This is a genomic window from Shuttleworthella satelles DSM 14600 (genome assembly GCF_000160115.1).
GTDB lineage: Bacteria > Bacillota > Clostridia > Lachnospirales > Lachnospiraceae > Shuttleworthia > Shuttleworthia satelles.
The window spans coordinates 532,174-556,088 of sequence record NZ_GG665867.1; the positions used below are offsets into that span (position 1 = coordinate 532,174).

A 23,915-nucleotide genomic window follows, 5' to 3' on the forward strand; every position below is an offset into this window, starting at 1 on the left:
AAAACCATGAAGAAGAAAGTGTTGAGTTTGCTTTTATGTATGACCATGGCTGTGGGGCTCTTCGCGGCATGCGGAGGGAACTCCAAGAAGGAAGAGTCCGACAAGTCGGGCGGAGATGCCAAGACGGAGAGCGCGTCCGGCAAGACCTTCGCCCTTGTTCCCAAGAGCGCGGGCAATCCCTTCAATGAGAAGGAGGCCGAGGGCTTCCAGAACGCCGTTCAGAAGCTGGGCGGCAAGGCTGTCGTTCAGTATCCGGAATCAGCCACTGCGGATGCGCAGATCACAGTCATCCAGTCTCTGATCTCACAGAAGGTGGATTCCATCTGTGTGGCAGCCAACGATGAGAATGCCCTGGCAGCAGCCCTTCAGGAGGCAAAGGACGCAGGCATCAAGGTCTGCTCCGTAGACTCTGCTGTCGCCGCTTCCAGCCGCGCGGTTCATGTCAATCAGGCAGGTACCGACGAGATCGGATCCGCCCTGATTCAGGCGGTCTATGATATCACCGGAGGAGAGGGACAGTTCGCCATCCTCTCCGCGTCTTCCCAGGCAACCAACCAGAATGCCTGGATCAGCTCCATGAAGTCCTACATGGAGAAGGACAGCAAGTACTCTAAGCTTGAACTGGTAGAAGTGGCTTACGGGGATGACGAGGCGCAGAAGTCTACGGATCAGACCCAGGCCCTCCTGCAGAAGTATCCCAAGCTCAAGGTCATCTGCTCCCCCACGACAGTAGGTATCTCTGCCGCGGCCAAGGTCCTGCAGGACAAGAAGTCCTCTGTCAAATTGACCGGACTGGGCCTTCCCTCTGAGATGGCAGCCTACATCGGAAATGACGACGCGCATTCCTGCCCCTATATGTTCCTCTGGAACCCCATTGACCTGGGCGCTCTGGGAGCCTATACGTCAGCAGCTCTTGTGACGGGAAGCATCAAGGGAAATGAGGGGGATACCTTCAAGTGTGATCTGGGCGACTATAAGGTTGTTAAGGCTTCTGACGGCGGCACCGAGATCATCCTGGGCGCTCCCTTCAAATTTGATCCCAGCAATATCAACGAGTGGAAGAGTGTATATTAATGGTCAAGGGATTTAAGATGAAACTCTATCCGGGCCAGGAGGCGGAGTATGAGCGCCGCCATAGGGAACTATGGCCCGAGATGGTTGAAATGATTCACGCGCACGGAGGCAAAAACTACTCCATTTTCCTGGACCGCGAGACCTTGACTCTCTTCGCCTATATCGAGATAGAGGATGAAGAAGTCTGGAACCAGGGGGCGGACACCGCGATTAACCGCAAGTGGTGGGACTTCATGGCGGACATCATGGAGACCAACCCGGACAAGAGTCCGGTGGCGGTGGATTTAAAGCCCCTCTTTCATCTGGATTAGCTGATCCGGGAATAAAGATCGGATCCTTAGTCCCGGAAATAAAATACCAGAAGTCTGGGTCCTACGAACCCGGCCAATCTGCCATCGGAATGCAGATTGGCCGAGGTTGCTGAGCAGACACTACGTATGAATGAGCTTTGGTACGACGACTTTCCTTGAAAGGTGGAGATTAAAAAGGCACTTCCAATACAAATTGAATATTCAAAAGAGGTAGGCACTTCAAATATGAGGTGTCTATTTTTTTACTCAATTTGAAAGGTCGTGATAATGATGGCAAGAAAACCGCATGAAAAGAAATGTCGCTCTCCCACGACAGGCACACTGAAAATATAAAAATCAATATATCACAGAAAGGACGAAAAATATGGAACTAAAATATGTTATTCCCAACATGGAAAAGACTTTTGGAAACTTGGAATTTGCCGGTGAGGATAAGGTTATACAAAGAAGAATCAACGGACAGCTTACCGTTTTATCAAGAAGCTATAACCTCTATTCCGATGTACAGAGAGCAGATGATATTGTGGTAACACTCCCGGCAGAAGCAGGCGAGAAAAACTTTGCTTTTGAGGAAAAAGTAAAGCTCATCAATCCCCGTATCAAAGCAGAGGGATACAAAATCGGCACACGAGGTTTTACCAATTATATTTTGGAAGCAGATGGCATGATAAAAGCATAGAAAGTGAAGAAAAGAAAAAAGAAGATGGTACGCTTTCGGAAGAAATCAAGGAGTGATATTGTCAATAATGGTTGACAATATCATAATAACCATAGGGGAGATTTTACATCATATCCCTGCTTTAAAAAGCTTGAATGAGCCTTCAAATTTAAGCATACCGCAGGCTGGCATATTTGTAATCGGTGTCATCATGTTTATGTTATGTACTTGGGCTTCGTACCAAAAAGCTGTAAAGGATTTTGAAGAAATTGATTTGTAAAGCAGAATACATTAGTTAATCGTTTCCTGTTGATGAAAACAGGACAAAAAATGGTATAGTCATTATAGATAAAATTAAAATTTTGAGAGGTTGTGAAATTGAAGTGTGTAAGGAATGTTATGTTGACCAAAACAGAATAACGCCGCTTTTAAATCCGCCTGATTGTTTAGAAAACCATACACAATACATCTGCGGTACTTGCGGCAGATGTATTTGCATTGAACATGATTCAAGTCGTGGATTACAGCGTTGAAATTTTTCTTTTAGGTCATTTGAAATTGCAAAGCTGTGTATTTAAGAACTGCTGACTATACGGTCAAAAAGCCATGCGGTATTTATGAAATTAAAAGTGAAAAGGGCAGAATTTCCTATAAAATTTTTGTGGATAATAAAGATTTACAAATGTATCTGACAAAGAATAAAGGAAAAGTTTGCGAAACAATGAAACCTGTTTTTTCAGTTGAAGAATATAAAGAGTATCCGAATACACAGGTAAGAAAATTGACCTCTGGTGAAATGCGAAAATATCTGTCAGAAAGATAAAAAAATTATAGAGGTGGTTTAGATGAAAACCTTAGTTATCTATGTGCATGGCAAGGGTGGTAATACAGAGGAAGCAAAACATTATCGGTCTGTTTTTAGAGAAAGTGATGTTATCGGTTTGGACTATAAATCACAAACTCCTTGGGAAGCAAAGATAGAATTTCCAAGATTATATGATGGGTATTGTAAATCATATGATTCTGTTATTTTAATTGCAAACAGTATAGGAGCATATCTTTCTATGAATGCCCTCGCTGAAAAAAATATCTCACAAGCATTTTTAATTTCTCCAGTTGCAGATATGGAAAAACTGATAGTGGATATGATGAAGCGGGCGAATATTACGGAGGATGAATTAAGGAGTGAGAAAGAGATTGAAACAGAGTTTGGAGAAATATTGTCTTGGGAATATTTATCTTATGCAAGAAATCACCCTGTCAAGTGGAATATCCCTACATCTGTTTTATATGGTGAAAAAGATATTTTAACTTCAAAAGAAACCATAACTAAGTTTGCCGAACAAATTTGTGCCAATCTTACAATCATGGAGAATGGAGAACATTGGTTTCATACAGATGAGCAATTAAATTTCTTGGATAATTGGCTTAGAAATTCAACTCAATAAAGTAAAATTTATGGAGGTAATCGCACTATGCTTCATTTGGAAAAAGTAAATAGTGTCTGCTCAGCAACCCCGGCTTCAAATGCCAGCTGGTTCTGAGCTGATATTAAAGCCTGGACACCATAAGATGTCCAGTGTTGCACCTCGAAAAACCGATACCAGAAATTCGGCAAAAGAAAAGACTGTTAGCCTGTCCACATTCATCGCGATGATGGACAGGACGATGGAACTTCTGGTCGTGGTATCCAGTTTCGTACGGATAAGGCCCAGGCCAAAGCAACGCTTGGCAAGGCTGAAGCTCCTTTCGACTTCGATTCGATCTACAGCATCTCGATATTCCTGCTTCCTGTCGATGGAAGGATCTTTCTTCGGTCTGCCAAGCGCAGGACCGGACAGTTTGATTCCATGAAGCCTGCAGTAGCTAAGGTTCTTCCGGTTCCGATAAATCTTATCGACGAGCGCCCGATCCGGATAATGACCAGTACGTTCCTTGTACTGCTCTATCGCTCCGATCAGGACATCTCCTTCATTGTAAGCGTCAAAGGACTGCTTCTCGATCCTGGCTATCCCATGGTCATCGATACTCAGATCCAGTTTGGTTCCGAATTCCGTCGGAGTTTTGGCCTTGCCTCTGACAATCGGTCGGATGTAGGGCTGGCTGATGTTCACAATCCTATCGGCTACTGTGTGGACATTGTTCTCATACATGTAGCGCTGCTGTTCATAGACTCTGCGAAGCACCGCAAGCCTCTCTGCGTCTCTGGCGGACAATTCCTTTCCCTCTTCCAGGAAGGTGTCGATAAATCCAAGATCCCGGCGGACATACTGCAGCTGCTTTTTTATCGCCTTTCGAATTGCTTTGGAGGAACGTCTGCGCTGTTTTGCCAGCGCGAGGTAGTCCTTCCGGGCATTCCGACGATAGATTCTTGGTTTCGGCTCATTATACTCATAACACACGGTATCGATGATTGTCTCAAGGTCCTCCCTTGCTTCATTCAACAGGTTGATATCCTGCGGGAAGGCGATGTTCTGCGGTGCACAGGCCGCATCCAGGATCAGGGTTCCGGAGTTTTCGGAAGGCTCGCCATCATTCGGTGCTGCATCGCGGCTCCCGGGCCCCGGATCATCCGGATGGTTATGGCGGATTATCATCTCATTGATCTCCCCGAGGATCTCGTCTGTGAGACGTTTCCGGAATTCTACCAACAGGGATGGCGCATACGGTGCCTTCTGCTGATACCCGTGAAGACCGATGAAGTATTGATAATATGGGTTTTCCGTGATCTGTTCCACCAGTTCCCGATCCGAGTAACTGTACTGTTTCTGGATGAGGAGAGATCCAAGGGCAACCCTCAAGGGCTTTGCCGGCATACCGGTATGGCTCGGGAACAGACTCGCATAGCGGTCTTCGATCTCATCCCAGGGGATTCGTTCGGCTTTTTTGATCCAACGGTTTTCCGGGTTCATCTTCAGCCCTATGGGCTGGTTAAAATCCGTACGTCCGAATTGGTGGTGTCGCTCTTTTTTATACATGGGAACTTCCTTTGAAATGCAAGGTTTTTGAGGTGCTGTCAGGTTTTTCCCTGCATCTCCATTATGCCATGAAGGTGCCCATAAGCGGCTCTATATCATTGTATTATTCACTTTCATACTCGGTTGAGCAGACACTAAATAAAAGACTTTTGGGATGTAAACCTTTCTATTCATGGCATAAGTCACATGCGGGGCGCATGCTCGTTTGCTCAAGATATGAAATATATGAGGGCGCATGCCGACTTGCCCAAGATATGAAATACATATGGGGCGAGTGTTTCCTTATTACTGTGAAATATTTGTCAAAAACGCGCAATCCTTGCCAGAGGGACTTGTAAAGTGATCCCCTGTCAAGTATTCTTAGAGCAGATAAATCCGAAACGTTTCGGATTTTGTGATGATTTGTAATGTCAGGGAAAAAGGAAATAAGAAGCTATCGGGTGTAATCGATCGTAAGGAGGAGAAAATGTCATTTGTCACTTCAGACAAGATGCTTGCGGATGCCCAAAGAGGGCGTTACGCAGTGGGAGCCTTCAATGTAGAGAATATGGAGATGGTCAAGGCGGTCATCGCCGCCGCGGAGGAAGCGCAGGCGCCGGCCATGCTGCAGACGACTCCCTCGACGGTCCGCTACGGTTCGCTGGAGACCTTTGTCGCCATGGTGAGGGCGGAAGCGGACAAGACAGAGATCCCGGTCTGTCTCCATCTGGACCATGGAGACAGCTTTGAGCTAGCGATACAGGCCATTAAGGCAGGATATACATCGGTCATGATTGACGGTTCCAAGCTTCCTTTTGCGGAGAATGCCGCTCTGACCCGGCGCGTGGTCGATGTGGCTTGTGCAGTCGGAATTCCGGTGGAGGCTGAGCTCGGCAGGGTCGGCGGCAAGGAGGATGACTTAAAAGCGCATGCCGATCAGAATACGGATCCGGATCAGGCCAGGCAATTTGAGGAGTTGACCGGCGTTTCATCTCTGGCAGTAGCCATCGGGACAGCGCATGGTTTTTATGTGGGAGAGCCTGTGCTGGATAAGGACAGGGTGGCGGAGATCGCTGCCAAGGTCAAGGCTCCTCTGGTGCTCCACGGGGCTTCCGGTCTCAGTGAGTCGGACGTCAGAGAGTGCGTGTCCAAGGGGATGTGCAAGGTGAATTTCGCCACTGAGCTTCGCGTCGCCTATACCGGCGCGGTGAAGAAGCTGCTTGCCGAGGCTCCGAAGACCTATGATCCCAAGAAGCTGGGACTGGCTGCCATGGAGGCGGTCAAAGAACAGGTGATTGCCCGCATGAAAATGTGCGGATGTGTGGGAAAGGCATTTGTCTGAAGGACAAGGAGCATCTATGGGAGCGACCATCAAGGATATTGCCCGGGAGACAGGGCTTGGTCTGGCGACCATATCCTCCTATTTGAATGGGAGAAATGTCCGGGAGAAGAACCGGATTAAAATCGAGGCGGCGATTGAAAAGCTGCACTTTGAAGTCAACGAGACAGCCCGGGGCCTGAAAACCAACCGGACCAGGACGATCGGGATTTTGATTCCGGAGCTCAACAATGTCTTCTGCGCTGAGATTATCTCCGAGGCGGAAGATATTCTGCGGCAGAAGGGCTATGCGACCATCCTCTGCGACTGTCGCACGGATCCCGCGCGAGAGAGGGAAGCCATTGCCTTTCTGCTGCGCAGGCGGGCGGACGGCCTGATGGTCATGCCGACAGGGGAGAACGGAGAAATTTTAAAGGCCTTCCTGCGCCGCAAGCGTCCTGTGGTTGTCCTTGATCGAAAGATCAGGGGGCTGGACGCGGACTGTGTGCTTGTCGATAACGAAGACGCGGCCAAAAAGGCGGTGGATCGATTCCGGGCTGCCGGACACACAAAAATAGGACTGATTACCGGCCCGCAGGATATCTATACTGCCGCCGCCAGAAGGCGGGGCTTTCAGGCGGCTATGGCAGACGCCGGATTGGAAGTCTCAGATTCTATGGTCGTCTGCGGTGATTACACGATTCAGGGCGGGGCCAGGGCCATGCACAAGCTCCGGGAGGAAGAACCTGAGATCACGGCGGTTCTTGTCGCCAACTACGAGATGACGGTCGGAGCCATGATAGAAATCAACGAGTCCGGGCTTCGGATTCCCCAGGAGATGTCTGTAATCGGCTTTGACAATCTGGAGTTTGCCAAGGCGATTGCCCCCCGTCTTAGCATTATCACCCAGCCCACCAGGGAGATTGCCAGGGAGGCGGTGGACCTGCTCTTGAAACGCTTGTCGGGCGATGCCGGGAGGCCGACGCAAACCGTGGTGCTGCCGACCGATTACGTTGAGGGGAAGTCCGTCGGAGTCAGGGCAGAAGAGGTGAGGACTGGGCTTTCTAACAGGAAATTGCGGAGAGGGTAATCCCGGGCACTTGAGGAAGAATTGCTTGCACGCAGGGAATCCGGGCAAATTAGCGGACAGGATAATCCTGGGCACTTGAGGAGGGATTGTCTGCATGTCGTCAGGAAGTTTGTGATGGGGAGGAAACCCCGGACATCTGAGAGAACTGTATTTATACCGGGCAGAATGATACGCATCCGGGAAAATCCTGGCAGTCTGAGGTATATTGTCGGACAGAACATTTGTGAGGGGACTTTATGGGGACATACTTGTTGGGAATTGATATCGGGACCAGCGCCTGCAAGGTCGCCGTCTTTGATCAAAAGGGGCGCTTGATGGCCTCCGGGACGGGCGATTACAGGGTCTACTATCCACACCCCGGCTGGGCGGAACAGGATCCGCAGGACTGGTGGAACGCGGTCTGCCGGACACTTCCCGGGGTCTTAGAAAAGGGCCACATTCATCCGCGAAAGATCGCAGGGATTGGAATTGCCGGTCAGAGCTGGTCTGCCGTCGCTCTGGATCATGAGGGAGGGGTTCTTTGCAGGACGCCCATCTGGATGGATACAAGAGCGTCTGAGATCTGCCGGGAGGTGAATGCCAAAATCGGAGCAGACAGGATCTTCGATTTGTGCGGAAATCCCCTGCAGCCCTCCTACACCACGCCAAAGATCCTCTGGTATCAGAAGAAGACACCTGAATTGTACGGGAAAATCCGCTGGATTCTACAGTCCAACAGCTATATTGCGTATCGTCTGACCGGTCATCTCTCGCAGGACCTGTCGCAGGGCTATGGCCTGCATTGCTTTGATATGGCAAGGGGAAGATGGGATGCCGATATGGCCGGGGATATGGGCATTTCCACAGATATTTTTCCGGACATCTATCCCTGCCATGCCATTGTGGGAAAGGTGACGGCTCAGGCGGCCAAAGAGTGCGGACTCTGCCAGGGAATCCCGGTTGTGGCCGGTGGTCTGGATGCCGCCTGCGGAGCCCTGGGAACGGGTGTCCTGCATCCGGGACAGACCCAGGAGCAGGGAGGTCAGGCCGGAGGGATGAGCATCTGCATGGACCAGCCGCGGGGAGACGCGAGGCTGATTTTAGGCTGTCATGTCGTGCCGGATCGCTGGCTCTTACAGGGCGGGACCACAGGCGGTGGCGGTGTGATGCGCTGGCTGGAGAAGGAATTTGGCGCCTATGAGAGAGTCCTTGCCGAAAAGCAGGGGAGAAAGTCCCTGGATCTTTTGAATGAGGAGGCGGATGCCGTAGCGGCCGGAAGCGAGGGGCTGATCTTCCTCCCCTATATGGCGGGAGAGCGCTCTCCGATCTGGAATCCAAAGGCCAAGGGCGTCTTCTATGGACTGGATTTTTCCAAGACCAGGGGGCATCTGATTCGCGCGGCTATGGAGGGGGTTGCCTTTTCCCTAAAGCACAATCTCGATGTCGCCGAGTCCCTGGGAGTCAAGGTGGATGTCCTTCGCGCCATGGGAGGAAGCGCCAACTCTCTCCTCTGGACCCAGATCAAATCGGATGTCACCGGCAAGCCCGTCGATGTACCGGCGTCTGATACGGCGACGACGCTGGGAGCAGCTCTTTTGGCCGGAGTCGGCGTCGGACTGTATGAGGATTTTGACCGGGCGGTGGATCAGACCGTTGAGGTCCGAAGAAGACACCTGCCGGATTCGGATAAGAGGCCCGTCTATGAGGCCAATTACAGGAGCTATCGGAAGTTATATGACCAGCTCAAGGATATGATGAGAGAGGGAGGAGACAGTTGACAGCAAAGACGATGAAGGCCGGCCTGCTGCGCGCCATGTGCGACATTCGCTATGAGGATATTGAAAAACCGGTTCCCCGGAGAGATCAGGTTTTGATCAAGGTGAAATATACCGGGATCTGCGGGTCTGATATTCCCAGGGTCAATGGCCGGGCGGCGCATTTTTATCCCATTGTCCTGGGACATGAGTTCTCGGGAACTGTGGAGGAGGTCGGAGAGGACGTGACGAGCTTGAAGCCGGGTGACCGCGTGGCCGGGATCCCTCTGATTCCCTGCATGAAGTGCGAGGACTGCCAGAGGGGGAACTATTCGCTCTGCAAGAACTATGATTTCGTTGGTTCGCATTCCTTCGGGAGCTTCGCGGAGTATGTCTGCGTACCGGAGATAAATGCCGTGAAATTCGATGACTCGGTTTCCTTCCGCCAGGGGGCCTTTTTCGAGCCGGCCACGGTGGCTCTGCACGGCCTGGAGAGGACGAATTATGTCGGCGGGAGAACCGTTGCTGTCCTGGGGGGAGGGACAGTCGGCATGATGACTCTGCAGTGGGCTAAAATCTTTGGGGCAAGGCAGATCGTCGTCTTCGATATTGTAGATGAGAGATTAGAGCTTGGAATGCGCCTGGGCGCCTCCGCGGGAATCAACAGCTCGCGGGAGGGCTTCATGGAGGAGGCGAAGGCCATAACGGGCGGAAAGGGCTTCGACTACGTGTTTGAGACGGCAGGCAATACCGTCACAATGAAGATGGCATTTGAGCTGGCGGCAAACAAGGCCGAGCTGTGCTTTATCGGAACGCCTACCAGAGAGCTCAGTTTCTCTGTGCGGGAGTGGGAGAACCTCAACCGCAAGGAATTTCGCCTGACCGGGTCCTGGATGTCCTACAGCGCTCCTTTCCCGGGACATGAGTGGGAACTGGTGGCTCACTATTTTGCCAGCGGAGATTTAAAGCTGGACGACTCTTTTGTCTTTCGCGTTATTCCCCTGAGTCAGATCGATGAGGCCTTTGAGCTCTACAAGAGGCCGGGAGCGGTGAAGGGGAAGATTCTCATCGACAGCGAGGCGTAAGAATGATACTGACAGTGACATTAAATGCCGCCATTGACAGGCGGTACGTGGTCGAGAACGCGAAAATGGGCGAGGTCAACCGCGTGATAGAATGCAAAAGCTGTCCCGGAGGCAAGGGCTTAAATGTGTCCAAGCCCGCTGCCATTGCGGGCGCTGAGGTTCTGGCCACCGGCTTCGTCGGAGGCTATGCGGGCCGTTACATCGAGGAGGCTCTGCGCCCCATGGGGATTACGCCGGCCTTTTATCATATGGAGGAGGAGAGCCGTTCCTGCATCAATATCTGGGATAGTGTCAACCATATCCAGACGGAATACCTGGAGCCCGGATTTACTGTGGGAGAAGACGATTTTAAGGCCTTTCGGGACAAGTTCACCGGGCTGGCGCAAAAAGCGGATGTGGTGACCTTGTCCGGCAGTGTACCCAGGGGGCTGGATGGCTCGGCCTATCAGGACCTGATTGAGATCTGTATAGAAGCCAAAAAGAAGGTGATTTTGGACACCAGCGGAGAGCTCCTGGAAAGGGGGATTGAGGCGGGGCCGACCATGATCAAGCCCAATCTGGATGAGATCCGCATGCTCACCGGCAAGAGCTGCGATCACCTGGAAGATATCCTGCGTGCGGCAGAGCTCCTGCACGCAAAGGGGGTGGAGATCGTCGTTGTGTCCCTTGGCGGTGACGGGGCCCTGGCGGTCGGCGATGAGGGCACTTACAGGGCCAGAGTTCCCAAAATCAACGCAGTCAATACCGTGGGCTGTGGGGACTCTATGACCGCCGGTTTTGCCCTCGGCCTCAGCCAGGGGCTCTCCCTGAAGGAGATGTTAAGAAGGGCCAGCGCCATTTCTGCTGCCGCGGCCCTTCGCGAGGAGACCGGCTTCTTTGTGAAAGAGGATATGGAAGATATCTATCCGCTGGTTGAGATTGAGGAGGCCTGAGTTGTGTCCGGAATAGAGATATTTCCGGGACAGGTCGAGCTCTTAGGAGAGGTTTCTATCAGGCTGTTTCGAGCCGGAGCGATTTTTGAGAGAGGCTTCTATCAGGCTGCTTCAGGCCGGGACGATCTTTGAGAGAGGTTTCTATCAGGCTGTTTCGGGCCGGGAGAGATCTTTTTGAGGAGATTTTATCAGGCTGTTCGGCCTGTAAGAACAGGATACAGTTAACAGAATCACAGATGAAAGAGACAGGAGGATTTAGTATGCAGACAATTCATCCGGACAGTGTTCCCAAAATTATACTGAATGACGGCAGAGAGGCGCCGTGCATCGGGATGGGAACCTTTGGGTCTGACCGCTTTACGGCAGATCAGGTGGCAGAGGCAGTGTACGGGGCAATCAAGGCGGGTTACCGCATGTTTGACTGCGCCGCCTGCTACGGCAATGAAGCCATGATCGGAGATGTCTTTCAGAAGGCTTTCAGCGACGGCATCTGTAAGAGAGAGGATCTCTTCATTATGACCAAGGCCTGGAATGACATGCATGGAGATGGCGATATCCTGATCGCCCTGGCAAAGAGCTTAAAGGACTTGAAGCTGGATTATGTGGATATGTATTTCCTCCACTGGCCCTTCCCTAACTATCATGCGCCTTACTGTGACGTTGACAGTCGCAATCCCGATTCCAAGCCCTTTTCAGTTGAGCGCTTCATGAAGACCTGGCGGCAGATGGAGCGCCTGGTGGATATGGGGCTGACCCGCGGGATCGGAATGTCCAGTATGACGATTCCCAAACTCAAGGCGGTCCTGCCGCTCTGCCGGATCAAACCGGCCATGTGTGAGTTTGAGGAGCATCCATGCTTTCAGCAGGAAGAGCTCTTTTGCTATTTGCGGGGACATGGAATCCAGCCGGTCGGCTTCATGCCGCTCGGTTCTCCCCAGAGGCCGGAGCGGGATATGGAGCCCGGTGATGTCGCTGATATGAAGACGCCGATCATGCAGGAGATCGCGGCGGCTCACAAGTGCCATCCGGCCCTGATCTGCCTGAAATGGGCGGTGCAGAGGGGGGCGATTCCCATTCCCTTCTCTGTGCATGAGGCGGAATACATCAGCAATCTTGCCAGCACCATTGACGGTGACCCTCTGACAGAAGAGGAGATGGACAGGATTCAGTTACTGGAGTCCAACAATCGTCTGGTCAAGGGTCAGGTCTTCCTGTGGCCGGGGGCCAGGGACTGGCATGACCTCTGGGATGAAAATGGCGAGATCGTTCAGTAGAAGAGACGGATGGTCTTAAAATCTCCAAGTCTGGGGGTCGACGGATGAGTGATAGGGGATAGCATTTAAAGAAAGCGAGGAGGATACAAGTGAAGCTTGGCGTTCGGGCGCATGATTATGGGAAGTTTGAGTAATAAGCTTGGAATCGCCTTTTGCTAGGAGATTCCAAGCTTATTTTTTGATTTTATTCTTGAAAAGTATTTGCCGCTTCATCTATCATGCAACGGAGATCATCTTCAAGATTAACTGTATTAACTGTGATTATATGTGCTGGGAGATGACATGGGCTCTTTCTTACTTGCTGTCATTTATCTGATCTTTATCAGTCTAGGATTGCCGGACTCCCTTCTGGGTTCCGGCTGGCCCAGAATGCAGCTGGACTTCGGCGTGCCCTCGTCCTATGCGGGCTTTGTGTCCATGACCATTTCCTTTATGACCATTATCTCGGCACTGCTCAGCCCCAGGCTGATCCGGGCGGTGAAGACCCAGTGGATTGTGATTGTCTCCATCGGGCTGACGATTCTGGGCCTGCTGGGATTTTCGGTCAGCGGCAGCTACTGGCTGCTCTTTGCCTTTGCCATTCCCTATGGTCTGGGGGCAGGGGCCATTGACTCTTCGGTCAACCATTATGTGGCCAACAATTACTCCGGTGCGGTTATGAATTTTCTGCACTGTTTCTATGGGGTTGGCGCGGTCATCAGTCCCTGCATCATGTCTTTGGCTCTGCGCCTGGCCCGCTGGAATGAAGGCTATCGCTGGACGGCTTTTCTGCAGACAGGTATTTTGGCTGTCTGCATTCTCTCCCTGCCCCTTTGGAAGCGGGGGAGATCGGATGAAGAGGAGGAGGAAAAAGAGAGTGCCGGCATTGGGCCAACGATCCGTCGGCCAGGGGTCATCTATACTCTGATCGCTTTCTTTGCCTATTGTTCCGGGGAGGCCACCTGCTTCCTCTGGGTTCCCAGTTATTTCGCAGGCACGAAAACCGGTCTCAGCGATGAGAAGATCGCCTCTTTCGGAGCCTTGATCTTCGGCGGACTTATGCTGGGAAGGCTGATTGCAGCCTTCATCTCAAGTCGTCTCGGCGACCGGAAACGGATTCGGATCGGAATTATTGTGGAAATGCTGGGGATACTGCTGGTTCTGCTCCCTCTTAAGGGCTATCTCATCGGTGCGATCGGTTTTTTGGTCGTTGGAATCGGAATGGGGCCTATCTATCCGGCCATTCAGCACATGGCACCCGTGAATTTCGGAAGGAAGTACAGCGCGGCGGTCATCGGTCTTCAGATGGCGTCTGCCTATGTGGGCAGTACGGCAATGCCCATGGTTTTCGGCCTGCTTCAACACGGAATCGGCATATGGATCATGCCGGTTTATCTGACGTTTTTCGCGGTGCTCAATGTAGCTTTTCTGGAGTTGACCTATCGAAAGTTGTCGAGAGAAAATGGTTATCGTGAGAGAATAGAAAACAACAGTTGATAACTTGTAAAAGTGCACAAATATTCGCCCTATTTTTCGTAATTTTGCAATCTGTAAGAATAATCTGCAAAGTGATAGGATAATTCCATTGAAGTGGAAGTAGTCGTACATCAAAAAGGGGGTGTTATTTATGACAGGTTTTCCGCTGATTATTGCATTTATTATCGCTATTGTGCTGATGATTCTTCTGATCTCAAAGTTCAAGTTACATCCATTCATCGCCATTATGCTGGTCTCACTAGCACTGGGGATTCTTGCGGGAATTCCGCTCGTTGATGTCAAGGGGGCGGACGGAAAGACGACGGCAGGTCTGGCGACGGTCATCGGACAGGGCTTCGCAGGGACATTTACCTCGATCGGAATCGTCATTATCCTGGGGGCTTTAATCGGAACGATCCTGGAGAAGACCGGAGCCGCTTTGAAGCTTGCGGACATGGTCATTAAACTGGTCGGAAAGAACCATCCGGTTCTGGCCATGGAACTGATGGGCTGGGTGGTTTCTATTCCGGTCTTCTGTGACTCCGGTTTCGTCATCTTAAATCCCATCCGCAAGGCTCTGGTACAGCGCACCATGGCTTCGTCCGTGTCTATGAGCTTCGGCCTGTCTGCCGGACTTTATATCGCTCACGTTTTTATCCCGCCCACACCGGGCCCGATTGCGGCAGCCAATACCCTGGGAGTCGGTGATAATCTGCTCCTGGTGATGGGTATGGGCGCCGTCTGCTCCATTCTGCCCCTGATCGCCGGTTACATCTATGCGGTTATGGTCGGCCGGAAAGTCAAGGCGGATGACGAGGCGGACCGCAATCTGATGACCAAGACCTATGAGGAACTGGTGGCTGAGTATGGCAAACTGCCCGGAGGCCTCAATGCCTTAGCGCCGATCATCGTGCCGATCGTCCTCATGGCCCTGTCCTCAATCGCGGCCATGGCCAAGTGGTCCGGTTCCGGCGCGAATCTGGTCAAATTCCTTGGGACACCAATCATTGCCCTGGCAGTCGGTACTCTCTTCGCCTTCTTCCAGCTGATCACGACCAAGAAGGTGGAACACTTCTATGATCTGGTCAATGAGACCTTAAAGACGGTCGGCCCCATTCTCTTTGTGACTGCGGCAGGCGGCGTCTTAGGCAAGGTGATCGCCTCCTCCGATATGGTCAAGTATATCTCCGCTCATGCAGGTGTATTCTCCGCCATGGGAATTCTCTTCCCCTTCCTCCTGGCGGCGATCTTCAAGACAGCGCAGGGCTCTTCTACGGTTGCTCTTACCACTACAGCGGGGATTGTACAGCCCCTTTTGGGCGTCCTTGGCTTCACCTCTCCCATGCAGATCACCCTGGTGGTTATGGCCATCGGTGCCGGAGCCATGACAGTGTCTCATGCGAATGACTCCTACTTCTGGGTTGTCACGAACTTCGGTGAGATGTCCCCGGATCGCGGTTACAAGACCCAGACAGCGGGGACTCTGGTTCTGGGGATTGCCTCGATTATTGAGATCTTTATCTTAAGCCTTTTCCTGCGCTGACGAGAATTCGGGAGTCAATAGAATGATGCAGAGACAAATGTCTTTTGCCTGACAGAAGGAGAGAAAGTCAGAGTACCCCAGGGAAAGAAATACATACTTCAGAACTGGGGAGCGGCCAGGACAAGGTTTATCGAATGCGCTGCTTCCGTGGGAGAACCAGCAAAGACAGGCATATGGAAAATACTTTGACGCAATGCAGGCAAGCATCAGCAGCGCGGCAGCAAAAGAAGCATGGTTTAAGGTTCACATCTGGGGGCTTTGATTGTGATATCTTGACTACTCTCCTTGGACAGGAGTACGTGACGATGAAAGAAGCAAACCTTACTTCACGTCACGGGCACCTCTGCCCACTTAATCCCTACAGTAAACTTACGCGATCCTCTTTCAATTTGTATTGCAATCTACAATACTGCGCAGTACAATAATTTTGAAAGGTGATGTTACCATGAAAGATGCAACTGTAAGCGCTCGTGTCGAATTTGATGTCAAGAACGAGGCGGAAGATATTCTCCAGAAACTCGGTATCCCCGTATCTGTCGTAATCAATTCTCTTTATCGGCAGATCATATACAGACATGGCGTTCCCTTCTCACTTACGATTCCGAAGGAACCGAAAACGCTTGATGCCATGTCCGATGCCGAACTGAACGCAAAACTTGCACGCAGTTATGAGCAGTCGCTCCGCGGCGAAGGCCGCCCGTTCACTGAGGTTTTAGATGAACTCGAAGGGAACCTCAGATAAATGAATTCTTATGAAATCATCATGACACCGGACGCCACGACAGATCTTGTGGAACTGCGCGATTATATTGCCGATGTCCTGCTCGTTCCGGATACGGCGCTTTCCTATATCCGCGCGATCCGTGAAGAGATAAGCAAGCTGTCGGAAATGCCCGGCCGGATAAAACCTGTCGATGACGAACCCTGGCATTCACGCGGAATCCGGGAAATCATGGCAAAGAACTTCTATGTCTACTACCGGATTGATGAGGAAACCAAACGGGTCTACATCATGAACGTCATCTACAACAAACGCGATCAGCTACGGCAGCTCGCCAATATGAAACTCGACTGACAAAACGCTCTCCGTCACTGTGGCGGGGAGTTTTCCTTTCAAAGCAAAAGTCCCACAGGATCGCTCCCGTGAGGCTCGTGATTCGTTCTTTTCTGCTAATTTTACTATAACATAAACGCCACTGCGGGGAAGCCGTCAAAGAGAAGATCCATGCGTTAGAATTTACTCTGTAACGAAGACGAATGTCTTCGGCTGTCCGGCACTTGTTTTTTGACGGCTCCTTTTGCTAAAGTAAGAGACGATTTTTGTGTGGGAAACAGGGGCATTCTATGTTAGGAGTCATTCAGCAGGTCAATCAAGCTGTAAGTAATTTCATCTGGGGAGTGCCGGCCATGGCCGCCATTATTGGTGTCGGGATTTTTCTGACTATTCGGACACGCCTGATTCAGGTCCGCAAGTTTCCTGCGGCCATGCGCAATACCCTGGGCAAACTTTTTGACAGGACCGAGGCCAGGGAGGGGACGATGTCTCCCTTCCAGGCGGTCTGCACAGCCCTGGCGGGAACGGTCGGAACCGGTAATATCGCCGGGGTGGCCGGAGCTCTTGCCCTTGGAGGGCCGGGGGCTGTCTTCTGGATGTGGTGTTCCGCCTTCCTGGGCATGTGTACAAAGTTCGCCGAGGTGACTTTGGCCGTTCATTTTCGGGAGACCAATCCCAGAGGAGAGCATGTGGGCGGTCCCATGTACTACATTAAGAACGGGCTTGGAAAGGGCTGGCTCTGGCTGGCCTTTGCCTATGCGGCGTTCGGTGTGCTGACGGTCTTTGGAACGGGCAATGCCACCCAGGTCAATACCATTGTCACCTCCGTAGACAGCTTCTTAGACAGCTTCGGCCTTCTGGCCTCAGGCAGTCACCCCAAGCTGGATCTGGCGCTTGGACTTGTCATTGCGGGTCTGGTCGCTCTGGTCCTGTTGGGCGGAATCAAAAGGATCGGTTCCGTGACGGAGAAGCTGGTTCCCTTTATGGCCCTGCTCTATATTATTTTGGGCCTGGGAGTTGTTCTTCTCAATTGGAGAAATGTCCCCGCCGTCATGCGCATGATCTTTGCCGGGGCATTTACCCCGCAGGGGGTGACGGGAGGACTGATCGGATCTGCCTTTTTATCTCTTAAAAAAGGGGTATCCAGGGGGGTTTTCTCCAATGAGGCCGGCCTTGGGACGGGATCCATCGCCCACTCCACAGCGGATACGGATGACGCGGTCGGCCAGGGACTCTTTGGTATTTTTGAGGTCTTTATGGATACCATTGTCATCTGTACTCTGACGGCCCTGATTATCCTCTGCTCGGGGGTCCCCGTGGCCTACGGGCAGGCGGCCGGAGCGGAACTGACGATTTTGGGTTTCACGACGACCTACGGAAGCTGGGTTTCGGGCTTTACCATGATTGCTCTGGTCTGCTTCGCCTTTTCTACCACGATTGGCTGGGGGCTCTACGGCTCCCGCTGCGTGGAGTTCCTCTTCGGTCACAGGTTGGTCAAGCCCTTTCTGGTTCTTTACTCTCTGGTCGCCATCGTCGGCGCCACAATGGATCTTGGTATGCTCTGGGATATCGCCGAGACCTTCAACGGTCTGATGGCAATCCCCAACCTGATTGCCCTCCTGCTTTTGTCCCCTGTTCTTGTGCGTCTGGTTCGAGAGAGGGAGAGACAGGAACAGACGGGGGAAATCGCCGGCAAATAGGAACGGCAGGCGAATACGTATTCCAGGAGGGCACCGTTGTCATGCATAAATCCGCAGGTATGATCAGTATAAGATCATACCTGTGGATTGTCGGCAGAAGAGCGCGATACTTCATGTGACAGAAAAATGCAATTGGAGGATTTCGTCCGTATATCTTCAGAAAGGACAGGGATATGCCTTTATTTGTCACTCGATTCATAAAGAAGAATCCCCACTTGGCGGGGATTCTTCTGGTTATCATTGATTCCTTTTTCTTCTCTCTGATGGCTCTCTTTGTCCGTATGTCCGGGGACCTGCCCACCATGCAGAAGAGTTTCTTTCGCAATGCCATTGCCGCGGTCATAGCAATCATGACGCTGATGGGAACGGAAGAGAAGCTGAAGATCAAAAAGGGCAGTCTGCCCTCTCTCTTTTTTCGCTCTCTCTGCGGAGGCCTGGGGATGATTGCCAACTTCTGGGCCATCGATCACATGGCTTTAGCGGATGCCAACCTGCTCAATAAGTTGTCGCCCTTCTGGGCTATCATCGCATCCATTTTTATCCTGTCCGAGATCCCCAGAAAGAAGGAGGTTCTCTTTGTCATTCTGGCCTTCATCGGGGCCAGCTTTGTGGTTCGCCCCACGGCGGGGCTGGCCTCACTGCCGGCCCTGGCCGGTCTTTTTGGCGGAATGGGGGCGGGCTTTGCCTATACCTTTGTTCGCAAATTGGGGATGCAGGGGGAGAGAGGACCTCTGATTGTGGCCTTCTTCTCCACATTTACCAGTTTACTCAGTTTGCCTTTCATGGTCTTTGATTTTCATCCAATGTCGGCAGCACAATGGGCCTGTCTGCTGGGGGCGGGGACCTGTGCGGCCCTGGCTCAGTTCGCGATTACCAAGGCCTATCAGCTGGCGCCGGCCAAGGAAATTTCTGTCTTTGATTATTCTCAGGTGCTCTTCGCTTCCCTCTGGGGCCTCCTCTTCTTCGCGGAGCTCCCGGATGTATGGTCGATGATCGGCTACGTGATCGTCATCGCAACGGCGGTTGCCAAATGGAGATACACTATGGCGGAAGACGCCAAAGCGGCCTGAGAGAAAGTCCAGACCGGATCTCTTCTTGTTCCTTTTCTGTAAAATCACTTCATTGCATTGCTACACATTCGATTCTATCAACGGATTCGATTTTGTTAAAATCGGAGTCGGTATCGACGTTTGGGCTAATTGCGTAAGGTAAAATATAATAGAGTTCAATTATTCGAGGGCGGTTGAGAGAAAGCGAAAGGGAAAGAGGAGGATTGATGGTCAGAGAATCTGCCTTTGACATTATGTATGAAGGGTGATATTGTACGATTCACAGGCTGTTCACGAATACAGCGCATGGGTGTTATTTTAATAAAAAAAGAGGTAGTCATATGTCAGAGAAGAAGCTGGAGATCTTCGGCTGGGTCGGAACAGCCTTGTCGATTATTATGTATGTGTCTTACATCCCACAGATTATCCATAATCTGAATGGAATCAAGGGAACTCCTATCCAGCCTTTTGCCGCGGCGTTATCTTCGGATTGATAACGGCGATCACAGCCATACTGTAAAACTTCTCTTTGGCATATCGGGCGCTCGGTCGATTTGCCCTGCAGGGATGTTTGAATTTTATCCCGGCTGCTTGCCGGGGAAGGGATATTGAGGAGATAAATTGATGTTACAGCAGATTCGCAGACGCTGGAGACATACCCCGTTGATCTGGAAGCTGGCGGGAATATTGCTTCTTGTGCTTGTTTTTTTGTTTGGAATCAATCGCTGGAAGATTGAAGCGAAAAACCCGCAGGACGGGGCCAGTGCGGTTGACTATCAGTCCGCATGGGACGCAAAAGACGCCCGGGCCTATTTGACCGGGAGCATTCTGAGATTTGTAAAAATACCGGCGAAGCTTGAGGTGACCGGGACCGTTGATACCGGAAAGCTGGGGGATTATACCGTTCACTATATGGCGCACCGCTTCCTCTGGCACATGAACGAGGACAGGGTTATTTCTGTTAAGGACCTGTCCGCCCCGGAGATCACCCTGGTAACCAAGCCGGATTCTTATACCCTTCCGGGCAAGGCCTATGAGGAAGAGGGATACTCTGCTGTGGATGCTGTCGACGGGGATGTCACCGATAAGGTGCAGAGGAAGGAAGAGGCCGGAGTGGTCACCTATACGGTGACGGATAATGCCGGAAATACGGCGACCAAGACCAGACAGATCAACTATGACGACAAGGTGCCCCCGGTCATTACCCTGGTTGGCGGAGATAAGATAAGTGTTGCCTTAAAGGGCAAGTACGAAGATAAGTATTCCGCCGTGGATAATGTCGACGGGGATATTACGGACAAGGTCCAAGTCGAGGGGACGGTCGATACGGACAAGGAGGGCAGCTACACACTGACCTATTCGGTGACAGACGCCCACAACAATACGACGACTTGTACGAGACAGGTGACCGTCAGCAAGGATGCCCCGAGCGATGTCGCCAGCGAGGGGACGGACACGCCGACCGAGGGCAAGATTATCTATCTGACCTTCGATGACGGCCCAGGTAAGTATACGGGTCAGCTCTTGGATATCCTGAAGAAGTATAATGTCAAGGTGACTTTCTTTACAACCAATCAGTTTCCCCACTATCAGGATCTGCTTACCAGGGAGGCGAATGAAGGGCATACCGTTGCGATCCACTCCTATACGCATATCTACAGCCAGGTCTACGCCAGCACCGATAACTACTGGACGGACTATGATCAGATGAAGAAGCTGATTGAAGAGAAGACGGGCAAGTCGGTGAATCTCTTCCGTTTCCCCGGCGGTTCTTCCAATGCCATATCCAAGAAGTACACAGCGGGGATTATGACCCAGCTGGTGGAGCAGGCGAAGGAGAAGGGCTACACCTATGCCGATTGGAATGTCAGTTCCGGTGACGGAGGAGAGGTCCGGACCTCACAGGCGGTCTATGACAACTGCGTCAGAGGCGTATCGAACAACCGCGTATCCGTCATCCTCTGCCACGATATTAAGGATTTTACGGTTAATTCCATGGACGGCTTTATTTCCTGGGCTCTGCAGAACGGTTACACCTTCCTGCCCATGACAGAGCACAGTTTCCCTGCCCACCACGGACACATTAACAATTAAAGCGGCTGCAATTCAAGAGTTTGTTGGAAATACCACCTGAGAGTCTGGCTCCCGGGTGGTATTCTTTGTTATACTTCCTGTGAGGGAAGATCCATGACAGGGGGAATTCGCGGAATATGTGTCCATGCTTCGTGGAGTGGATCGAATTGATTCATTAGGGATCGGATTGAATATTTTTATTTAAGGAGGAGAATCTATGAGCTTTCATAACATTACTGTTGCGGGCGGCGGCGTCCTGGGGAGCCAGATCGCCTTTCAGGCGGCCTACACCGGCTTTCATGTGAAGATCTGGCTGCGCAGCCAGGCCTCCATCGGCCGCTGTCAGCCCAAGCTAGACCGCCTGTACAAGATCTATTTGGGAATTCTCGAGGAGATGAAGCACAATCCCGCGGCCTATGCCCGCGGTTTGTCCAAGAAGCAGAATCTGTCCGAGGCGGAGATTGAGGAGCTGAAGGGGCGGGTTGAGAAGGCTTACAGGAGCATCGAGCTGACAACCTCTTACGAGGAGGCGGCTAAGGACGCAGACCTGGTGATTGAGGCGATTGCCGAGAATATTGAGGAGAAGGAAGCCTTCTACACAGAGCTGGCCAAGTACCTGCCGGAGAGAACGGTGATTGCAACCAATTCCTCTACCCTTCTGCCCAGTTCCTTCGCACAGTTTACCGGCCGCCCGGACAAGTTTTTAGCCCTGCATTTCGCCAATAATATCTACCGGAGCAATACGGCAGAGGTGATGGGGCACGCCGGCACCAAGCAGGTCTACTATGATCAGGTGGTAGAATTCGCCGAACAGATCAACATGATCCCCCTCAAGGTTCTAAAGGAGCAGCCCGGATACATCCTGAATTCCATGCTGGTTCCCTTTTTGACCGCAGCGGAGGGTCTGCTGGCCAACGGGGTCGGGGATTTCGAGACCATCGACAAGACCTGGAAGCTGGGGACAGGAGCCCCCTATGGCCCCTTCCAGATCCTCGATATCGTGGGCCTGACAACGGCCTATAATATTGTAATCATGCATCCCGCCGCCAAGGATCCGACCAGTACCCAGGGCAAAATCGCAGCCATCCTCAAGGAGAAGATCGACGCCGGAAAGACCGGGGTCAATGCTGGAGAGGGTTTCTATCAGTACTAAGCTCAGTGATAAGCTGCCGGCTTTGATGCATGGCAAGCAAATGTCCGCGAAAAGACCTCGTCAGAGAGATATTTCGTCATTGCCTGCGGACAGAGAGGAAGGGAAATGGCCTACGACAGACAGAGAGAAATCCAGGAGGCGATCGAGGCGGGCCAGAGGGCCAAATACAAGCTGGAGCTGGCGAGAGACCAGCTGAGAAGCGCTGGAAACTGGGGCCTTGTCGACCTGTTCGGAGGCGGCTTCTTCACGACGATGATCAAGCACGGCAAGATGGGCGATGCCCAGCGCCTGATTGAGGACGCGAAGGCGGAGCTGCGCAGCTTCAGCCGGGAACTGGCCGATGTGGATGAGTTTCAGGAGATCGGGATCAACATGGGTGATTTTCTGAGCTTTGCCGACTATTTCTTTGACGGTTTCATTGTCGACTGGATGGTACAGAGTAAGATCAGCCGGGCGAGAGAGCAGGTGGAGGAGGCCATCCTCCGGGTGGATCAGATCCTGTCCAGACTGAGGATTATGTGATGTCCGGTCTGTGTGGACACAAGAAGTTGACGGTTGCCGTCCGCCGGGATTTTCTTTGCGGCGGGAGGGCAGAGGAAGAGGACAGCCGGGAGAAAGAGGAAGCATATTTCGCCGCGCGAGAGCGGGCCGAATTCTATGCCGGAATTTGGGGCGCTCCCCTGGTGACATTGACAGCTCAGCGCCCTGCCCGTCCCGATGAGTTGATTGTGGAATTCTCAGAAGAGGGAGTCGCTCTGCTGGCGGATGGGATGCGCAACCAGGGGGATTTCGAGCGTTTTTTGGGCCGTCTTCGTCCGGGCTGCTGGGAGCGCGAAATGCTGATCAAGGCGGCGCGTTTCCGAAAGAAAGAGCAGACCGCGGAGCCTCTTTCGGAGAGTCCGGGAAAAGACAAAGAAAGGCCGCGGCCCAACGGTCTGCGCGCCTTAGACGCCACAGCCGGAATGGGGGAGGATGCCCTGATTCTCGCCGCGGCCGGATTTACAGTCGAACTTGCCGAGCAAGATCCCATCATTCATCTGCTCCTGGAGGACAGCATCACAAGAGCCAGGGAGGGAGAGGAAATCTATCTGCGTCAGATGGTGTCGGGTATGCGTCTGCTCGAGGGAAACTCGATTCCATGGATGCGCGCGGCTCAGCCGGGCTATTGGGATCTGATCTATCTGGATCCCATGTTCCCGGAGCGGAAGAAGTCTGCTCTGGTCAAGAAGAAGTTTCAGCTTCTCCACTATCTGGAGCGCCCGGCTACCGACGAGCAGGAGCTGCTGCAGGCGGCTCTTTCAGCCAGACCGAAAAAGATTGTGATCAAACGGCCCTTAAAGGGGCCGGACCTGGGAGGACAAAGGCCCTCTTACCGGATCCGGGGAAAGGCGATTCGCTACGATGTCATCGTCCCGAGTCATTGTTCCGACCGGGGAGAAGGTGTATGATCGGAACC

At 52.0% G+C, this 23,915-nt stretch carries 23 protein-coding genes and 1 pseudogene; 23 read left to right on the forward strand and 1 reads right to left on the reverse strand.

What is annotated here, in order from left to right:
* Positions 1 to 6: 6 nt before the first annotated feature.
* From GCWU000342_RS09145 to GCWU000342_RS09165, 6 genes and pseudogenes are all read left to right on the forward strand, one after another.
* On the forward strand, positions 7 to 1,074 hold the full coding sequence (locus GCWU000342_RS09145; protein WP_006907140.1) for a rhamnose ABC transporter substrate-binding protein: 1,068 nt from the start codon (positions 7 to 9) through the stop codon (positions 1,072 to 1,074).
* Entirely contained in the window at positions 1,074 to 1,385 is a 312-nt protein-coding gene (rhaM, locus tag GCWU000342_RS09150; protein ID WP_006907141.1) for an L-rhamnose mutarotase, read from the forward strand. The genes GCWU000342_RS09145 and rhaM overlap by 1 nt, the downstream gene beginning before the upstream one ends.
* 364 nt (positions 1,386 to 1,749) lie before the next feature.
* A complete protein-coding gene (locus GCWU000342_RS09155; protein ID WP_006907142.1) occupies positions 1,750 to 2,064 on the forward strand; it encodes a YdcP family protein in 315 nt (104 codons plus the stop codon).
* A 67-nt stretch (positions 2,065 to 2,131) separates the two neighbouring features.
* Positions 2,132 to 2,323, forward strand: a complete 192-nt coding sequence (locus GCWU000342_RS09160; protein ID WP_006907143.1) for a hypothetical protein — start codon at positions 2,132 to 2,134, stop codon at positions 2,321 to 2,323.
* Between the two features lie 103 nt (positions 2,324 to 2,426).
* Positions 2,427 to 2,866, forward strand: a pseudogene (locus GCWU000342_RS11020) (hypothetical protein).
* A gap of 22 nt (positions 2,867 to 2,888) precedes the next feature.
* A complete protein-coding gene (locus tag GCWU000342_RS09165) occupies positions 2,889 to 3,491 on the forward strand; it encodes an alpha/beta hydrolase (RefSeq protein ID WP_006907145.1) in 603 nt (200 codons plus the stop codon).
* 75 nt (positions 3,492 to 3,566) lie between these two features.
* On the opposite strand, the gene GCWU000342_RS09170 is transcribed toward GCWU000342_RS09165, so the two are convergent.
* On the reverse strand, positions 3,567 to 5,021 hold the full coding sequence (locus GCWU000342_RS09170; protein ID WP_006907146.1) for an IS5-like element ISShsa1 family transposase: 1,455 nt from the start codon (positions 5,019 to 5,021) through the stop codon (positions 3,567 to 3,569).
* 466 nt (positions 5,022 to 5,487) lie between these two features.
* On the opposite strand from GCWU000342_RS09170, the gene GCWU000342_RS09175 reads away from it, so the two are divergent.
* The 17 genes from GCWU000342_RS09175 (at position 5,488) to GCWU000342_RS09255 (ending at position 23,907) form a co-directional block, all read left to right on the forward strand.
* Entirely contained in the window at positions 5,488 to 6,342 is an 855-nt protein-coding gene (locus tag GCWU000342_RS09175; protein ID WP_045001000.1) for a class II fructose-bisphosphate aldolase, read from the forward strand.
* A gap of 16 nt (positions 6,343 to 6,358) precedes the next feature.
* Entirely contained in the window at positions 6,359 to 7,408 is a 1,050-nt protein-coding gene (locus GCWU000342_RS09180; protein WP_006907148.1) for a LacI family DNA-binding transcriptional regulator, read from the forward strand.
* 236 nt (positions 7,409 to 7,644) lie between these two features.
* Positions 7,645 to 9,165 carry a xylulokinase gene (gene xylB, locus GCWU000342_RS09185; protein WP_006907149.1) on the forward strand — a complete coding sequence of 507 codons (1,521 nt, stop codon included), beginning with the start codon at positions 7,645 to 7,647 and terminating at the stop codon, positions 9,163 to 9,165.
* Between the two features lie 11 nt (positions 9,166 to 9,176).
* Positions 9,177 to 10,226 (forward strand): galactitol-1-phosphate 5-dehydrogenase, encoded by a 1,050-nt coding sequence (locus tag GCWU000342_RS09190; RefSeq protein WP_006907150.1) that lies wholly within the window; start codon positions 9,177 to 9,179, stop codon positions 10,224 to 10,226.
* A gap of 2 nt (positions 10,227 to 10,228) precedes the next feature.
* Positions 10,229 to 11,158 carry a 1-phosphofructokinase gene (pfkB, locus tag GCWU000342_RS09195; protein ID WP_006907151.1) on the forward strand — a complete coding sequence of 310 codons (930 nt, stop codon included), beginning with the start codon at positions 10,229 to 10,231 and terminating at the stop codon, positions 11,156 to 11,158.
* Between the two features lie 260 nt (positions 11,159 to 11,418).
* On the forward strand, positions 11,419 to 12,432 hold the full coding sequence (locus GCWU000342_RS09200; RefSeq protein WP_045001002.1) for an aldo/keto reductase family protein: 1,014 nt from the start codon (positions 11,419 to 11,421) through the stop codon (positions 12,430 to 12,432).
* 282 nt (positions 12,433 to 12,714) lie between these two features.
* Positions 12,715 to 13,908, forward strand: a complete 1,194-nt coding sequence (locus tag GCWU000342_RS09205; protein WP_006907154.1) for an MFS transporter — start codon at positions 12,715 to 12,717, stop codon at positions 13,906 to 13,908.
* A gap of 130 nt (positions 13,909 to 14,038) precedes the next feature.
* A complete protein-coding gene (locus tag GCWU000342_RS09210) occupies positions 14,039 to 15,430 on the forward strand; it encodes a GntP family permease (protein ID WP_006907155.1) in 1,392 nt (463 codons plus the stop codon).
* Positions 15,431 to 15,875: 445 nt separating this feature from the next.
* Positions 15,876 to 16,172: a type II toxin-antitoxin system RelB/DinJ family antitoxin gene (locus GCWU000342_RS09215; protein WP_006907157.1), complete on the forward strand. Its 297-nt coding sequence runs from the start codon at positions 15,876 to 15,878 to the stop codon at positions 16,170 to 16,172.
* Positions 16,173 to 16,505 (forward strand): type II toxin-antitoxin system RelE/ParE family toxin, encoded by a 333-nt coding sequence (locus GCWU000342_RS09220; RefSeq protein ID WP_006907158.1) that lies wholly within the window; start codon positions 16,173 to 16,175, stop codon positions 16,503 to 16,505.
* A 269-nt stretch (positions 16,506 to 16,774) separates the two neighbouring features.
* Positions 16,775 to 18,184 carry an alanine/glycine:cation symporter family protein gene (locus GCWU000342_RS09225; protein ID WP_006907159.1) on the forward strand — a complete coding sequence of 470 codons (1,410 nt, stop codon included), beginning with the start codon at positions 16,775 to 16,777 and terminating at the stop codon, positions 18,182 to 18,184.
* A 173-nt stretch (positions 18,185 to 18,357) separates the two neighbouring features.
* Positions 18,358 to 19,254 (forward strand): DMT family transporter, encoded by an 897-nt coding sequence (locus GCWU000342_RS09230; protein WP_006907160.1) that lies wholly within the window; start codon positions 18,358 to 18,360, stop codon positions 19,252 to 19,254.
* Between the two features lie 320 nt (positions 19,255 to 19,574).
* Positions 19,575 to 19,727, forward strand: coding sequence for a hypothetical protein (locus GCWU000342_RS10670; RefSeq protein ID WP_006907162.1), 153 nt, complete (start codon positions 19,575 to 19,577; stop codon positions 19,725 to 19,727).
* Positions 19,728 to 19,857: 130 nt separating this feature from the next.
* A complete protein-coding gene (locus GCWU000342_RS09240) occupies positions 19,858 to 21,327 on the forward strand; it encodes a polysaccharide deacetylase family protein (RefSeq protein ID WP_006907163.1) in 1,470 nt (489 codons plus the stop codon).
* Between the two features lie 196 nt (positions 21,328 to 21,523).
* The gene (locus GCWU000342_RS09245) at positions 21,524 to 22,459 is read left to right on the forward strand and encodes a 3-hydroxyacyl-CoA dehydrogenase (protein ID WP_006907164.1); all 936 of its coding nucleotides are present in this window, start codon (positions 21,524 to 21,526) and stop codon (positions 22,457 to 22,459) included.
* A gap of 105 nt (positions 22,460 to 22,564) precedes the next feature.
* Positions 22,565 to 22,981, forward strand: coding sequence for a hypothetical protein (locus GCWU000342_RS09250; protein ID WP_006907165.1), 417 nt, complete (start codon positions 22,565 to 22,567; stop codon positions 22,979 to 22,981).
* A complete protein-coding gene (locus GCWU000342_RS09255) occupies positions 22,981 to 23,907 on the forward strand; it encodes a class I SAM-dependent methyltransferase (protein WP_006907166.1) in 927 nt (308 codons plus the stop codon). Before GCWU000342_RS09250 ends, GCWU000342_RS09255 begins: the two co-directional genes overlap by 1 nt.
* Positions 23,908 to 23,915: the final 8 nt, after the last annotated feature.

What these genes read in the sequence shown, in the direction of transcription:
- GCWU000342_RS09240 (WP_006907163.1), top strand. Translation starts at nt 19,858, where the DNA reads ATGTTACAGCAGATTCGCAGACGCTGGAGACATACCCCGTTGATCTGG.
- GCWU000342_RS09170 (WP_006907146.1), bottom strand. Translation starts at nt 5,021, where the DNA reads ATGTATAAAAAAGAGCGACACCACCAATTCGGACGTACGGATTTTAAC.
- GCWU000342_RS09250 (WP_006907165.1), top strand. Translation starts at nt 22,565, where the DNA reads ATGGCCTACGACAGACAGAGAGAAATCCAGGAGGCGATCGAGGCGGGC.
- GCWU000342_RS10670 (WP_006907162.1), top strand. Translation starts at nt 19,575, where the DNA reads ATGTCAGAGAAGAAGCTGGAGATCTTCGGCTGGGTCGGAACAGCCTTG.
- GCWU000342_RS09245 (WP_006907164.1), top strand. Translation starts at nt 21,524, where the DNA reads ATGAGCTTTCATAACATTACTGTTGCGGGCGGCGGCGTCCTGGGGAGC.
- GCWU000342_RS09210 (WP_006907155.1), top strand. Translation starts at nt 14,039, where the DNA reads ATGACAGGTTTTCCGCTGATTATTGCATTTATTATCGCTATTGTGCTG.
- GCWU000342_RS09225 (WP_006907159.1), top strand. Translation starts at nt 16,775, where the DNA reads ATGTTAGGAGTCATTCAGCAGGTCAATCAAGCTGTAAGTAATTTCATC.
- GCWU000342_RS09145 (WP_006907140.1), top strand. Translation starts at nt 7, where the DNA reads ATGAAGAAGAAAGTGTTGAGTTTGCTTTTATGTATGACCATGGCTGTG.
- rhaM (WP_006907141.1), top strand. Translation starts at nt 1,074, where the DNA reads ATGGTCAAGGGATTTAAGATGAAACTCTATCCGGGCCAGGAGGCGGAG.
- GCWU000342_RS09180 (WP_006907148.1), top strand. Translation starts at nt 6,359, where the DNA reads ATGGGAGCGACCATCAAGGATATTGCCCGGGAGACAGGGCTTGGTCTG.
- GCWU000342_RS09155 (WP_006907142.1), top strand. Translation starts at nt 1,750, where the DNA reads ATGGAACTAAAATATGTTATTCCCAACATGGAAAAGACTTTTGGAAAC.
- GCWU000342_RS09205 (WP_006907154.1), top strand. Translation starts at nt 12,715, where the DNA reads ATGGGCTCTTTCTTACTTGCTGTCATTTATCTGATCTTTATCAGTCTA.
- xylB (WP_006907149.1), top strand. Translation starts at nt 7,645, where the DNA reads ATGGGGACATACTTGTTGGGAATTGATATCGGGACCAGCGCCTGCAAG.
- GCWU000342_RS09230 (WP_006907160.1), top strand. Translation starts at nt 18,358, where the DNA reads ATGCCTTTATTTGTCACTCGATTCATAAAGAAGAATCCCCACTTGGCG.
- GCWU000342_RS09200 (WP_045001002.1), top strand. Translation starts at nt 11,419, where the DNA reads ATGCAGACAATTCATCCGGACAGTGTTCCCAAAATTATACTGAATGAC.
- GCWU000342_RS09220 (WP_006907158.1), top strand. Translation starts at nt 16,173, where the DNA reads ATGAATTCTTATGAAATCATCATGACACCGGACGCCACGACAGATCTT.
- GCWU000342_RS09165 (WP_006907145.1), top strand. Translation starts at nt 2,889, where the DNA reads ATGAAAACCTTAGTTATCTATGTGCATGGCAAGGGTGGTAATACAGAG.
- GCWU000342_RS09255 (WP_006907166.1), top strand. Translation starts at nt 22,981, where the DNA reads ATGTCCGGTCTGTGTGGACACAAGAAGTTGACGGTTGCCGTCCGCCGG.
- pfkB (WP_006907151.1), top strand. Translation starts at nt 10,229, where the DNA reads ATGATACTGACAGTGACATTAAATGCCGCCATTGACAGGCGGTACGTG.
- GCWU000342_RS09160 (WP_006907143.1), top strand. Translation starts at nt 2,132, where the DNA reads ATGGTTGACAATATCATAATAACCATAGGGGAGATTTTACATCATATC.
- GCWU000342_RS09190 (WP_006907150.1), top strand. Translation starts at nt 9,177, where the DNA reads ATGAAGGCCGGCCTGCTGCGCGCCATGTGCGACATTCGCTATGAGGAT.
- GCWU000342_RS09215 (WP_006907157.1), top strand. Translation starts at nt 15,876, where the DNA reads ATGAAAGATGCAACTGTAAGCGCTCGTGTCGAATTTGATGTCAAGAAC.
- GCWU000342_RS09175 (WP_045001000.1), top strand. Translation starts at nt 5,488, where the DNA reads ATGTCATTTGTCACTTCAGACAAGATGCTTGCGGATGCCCAAAGAGGG.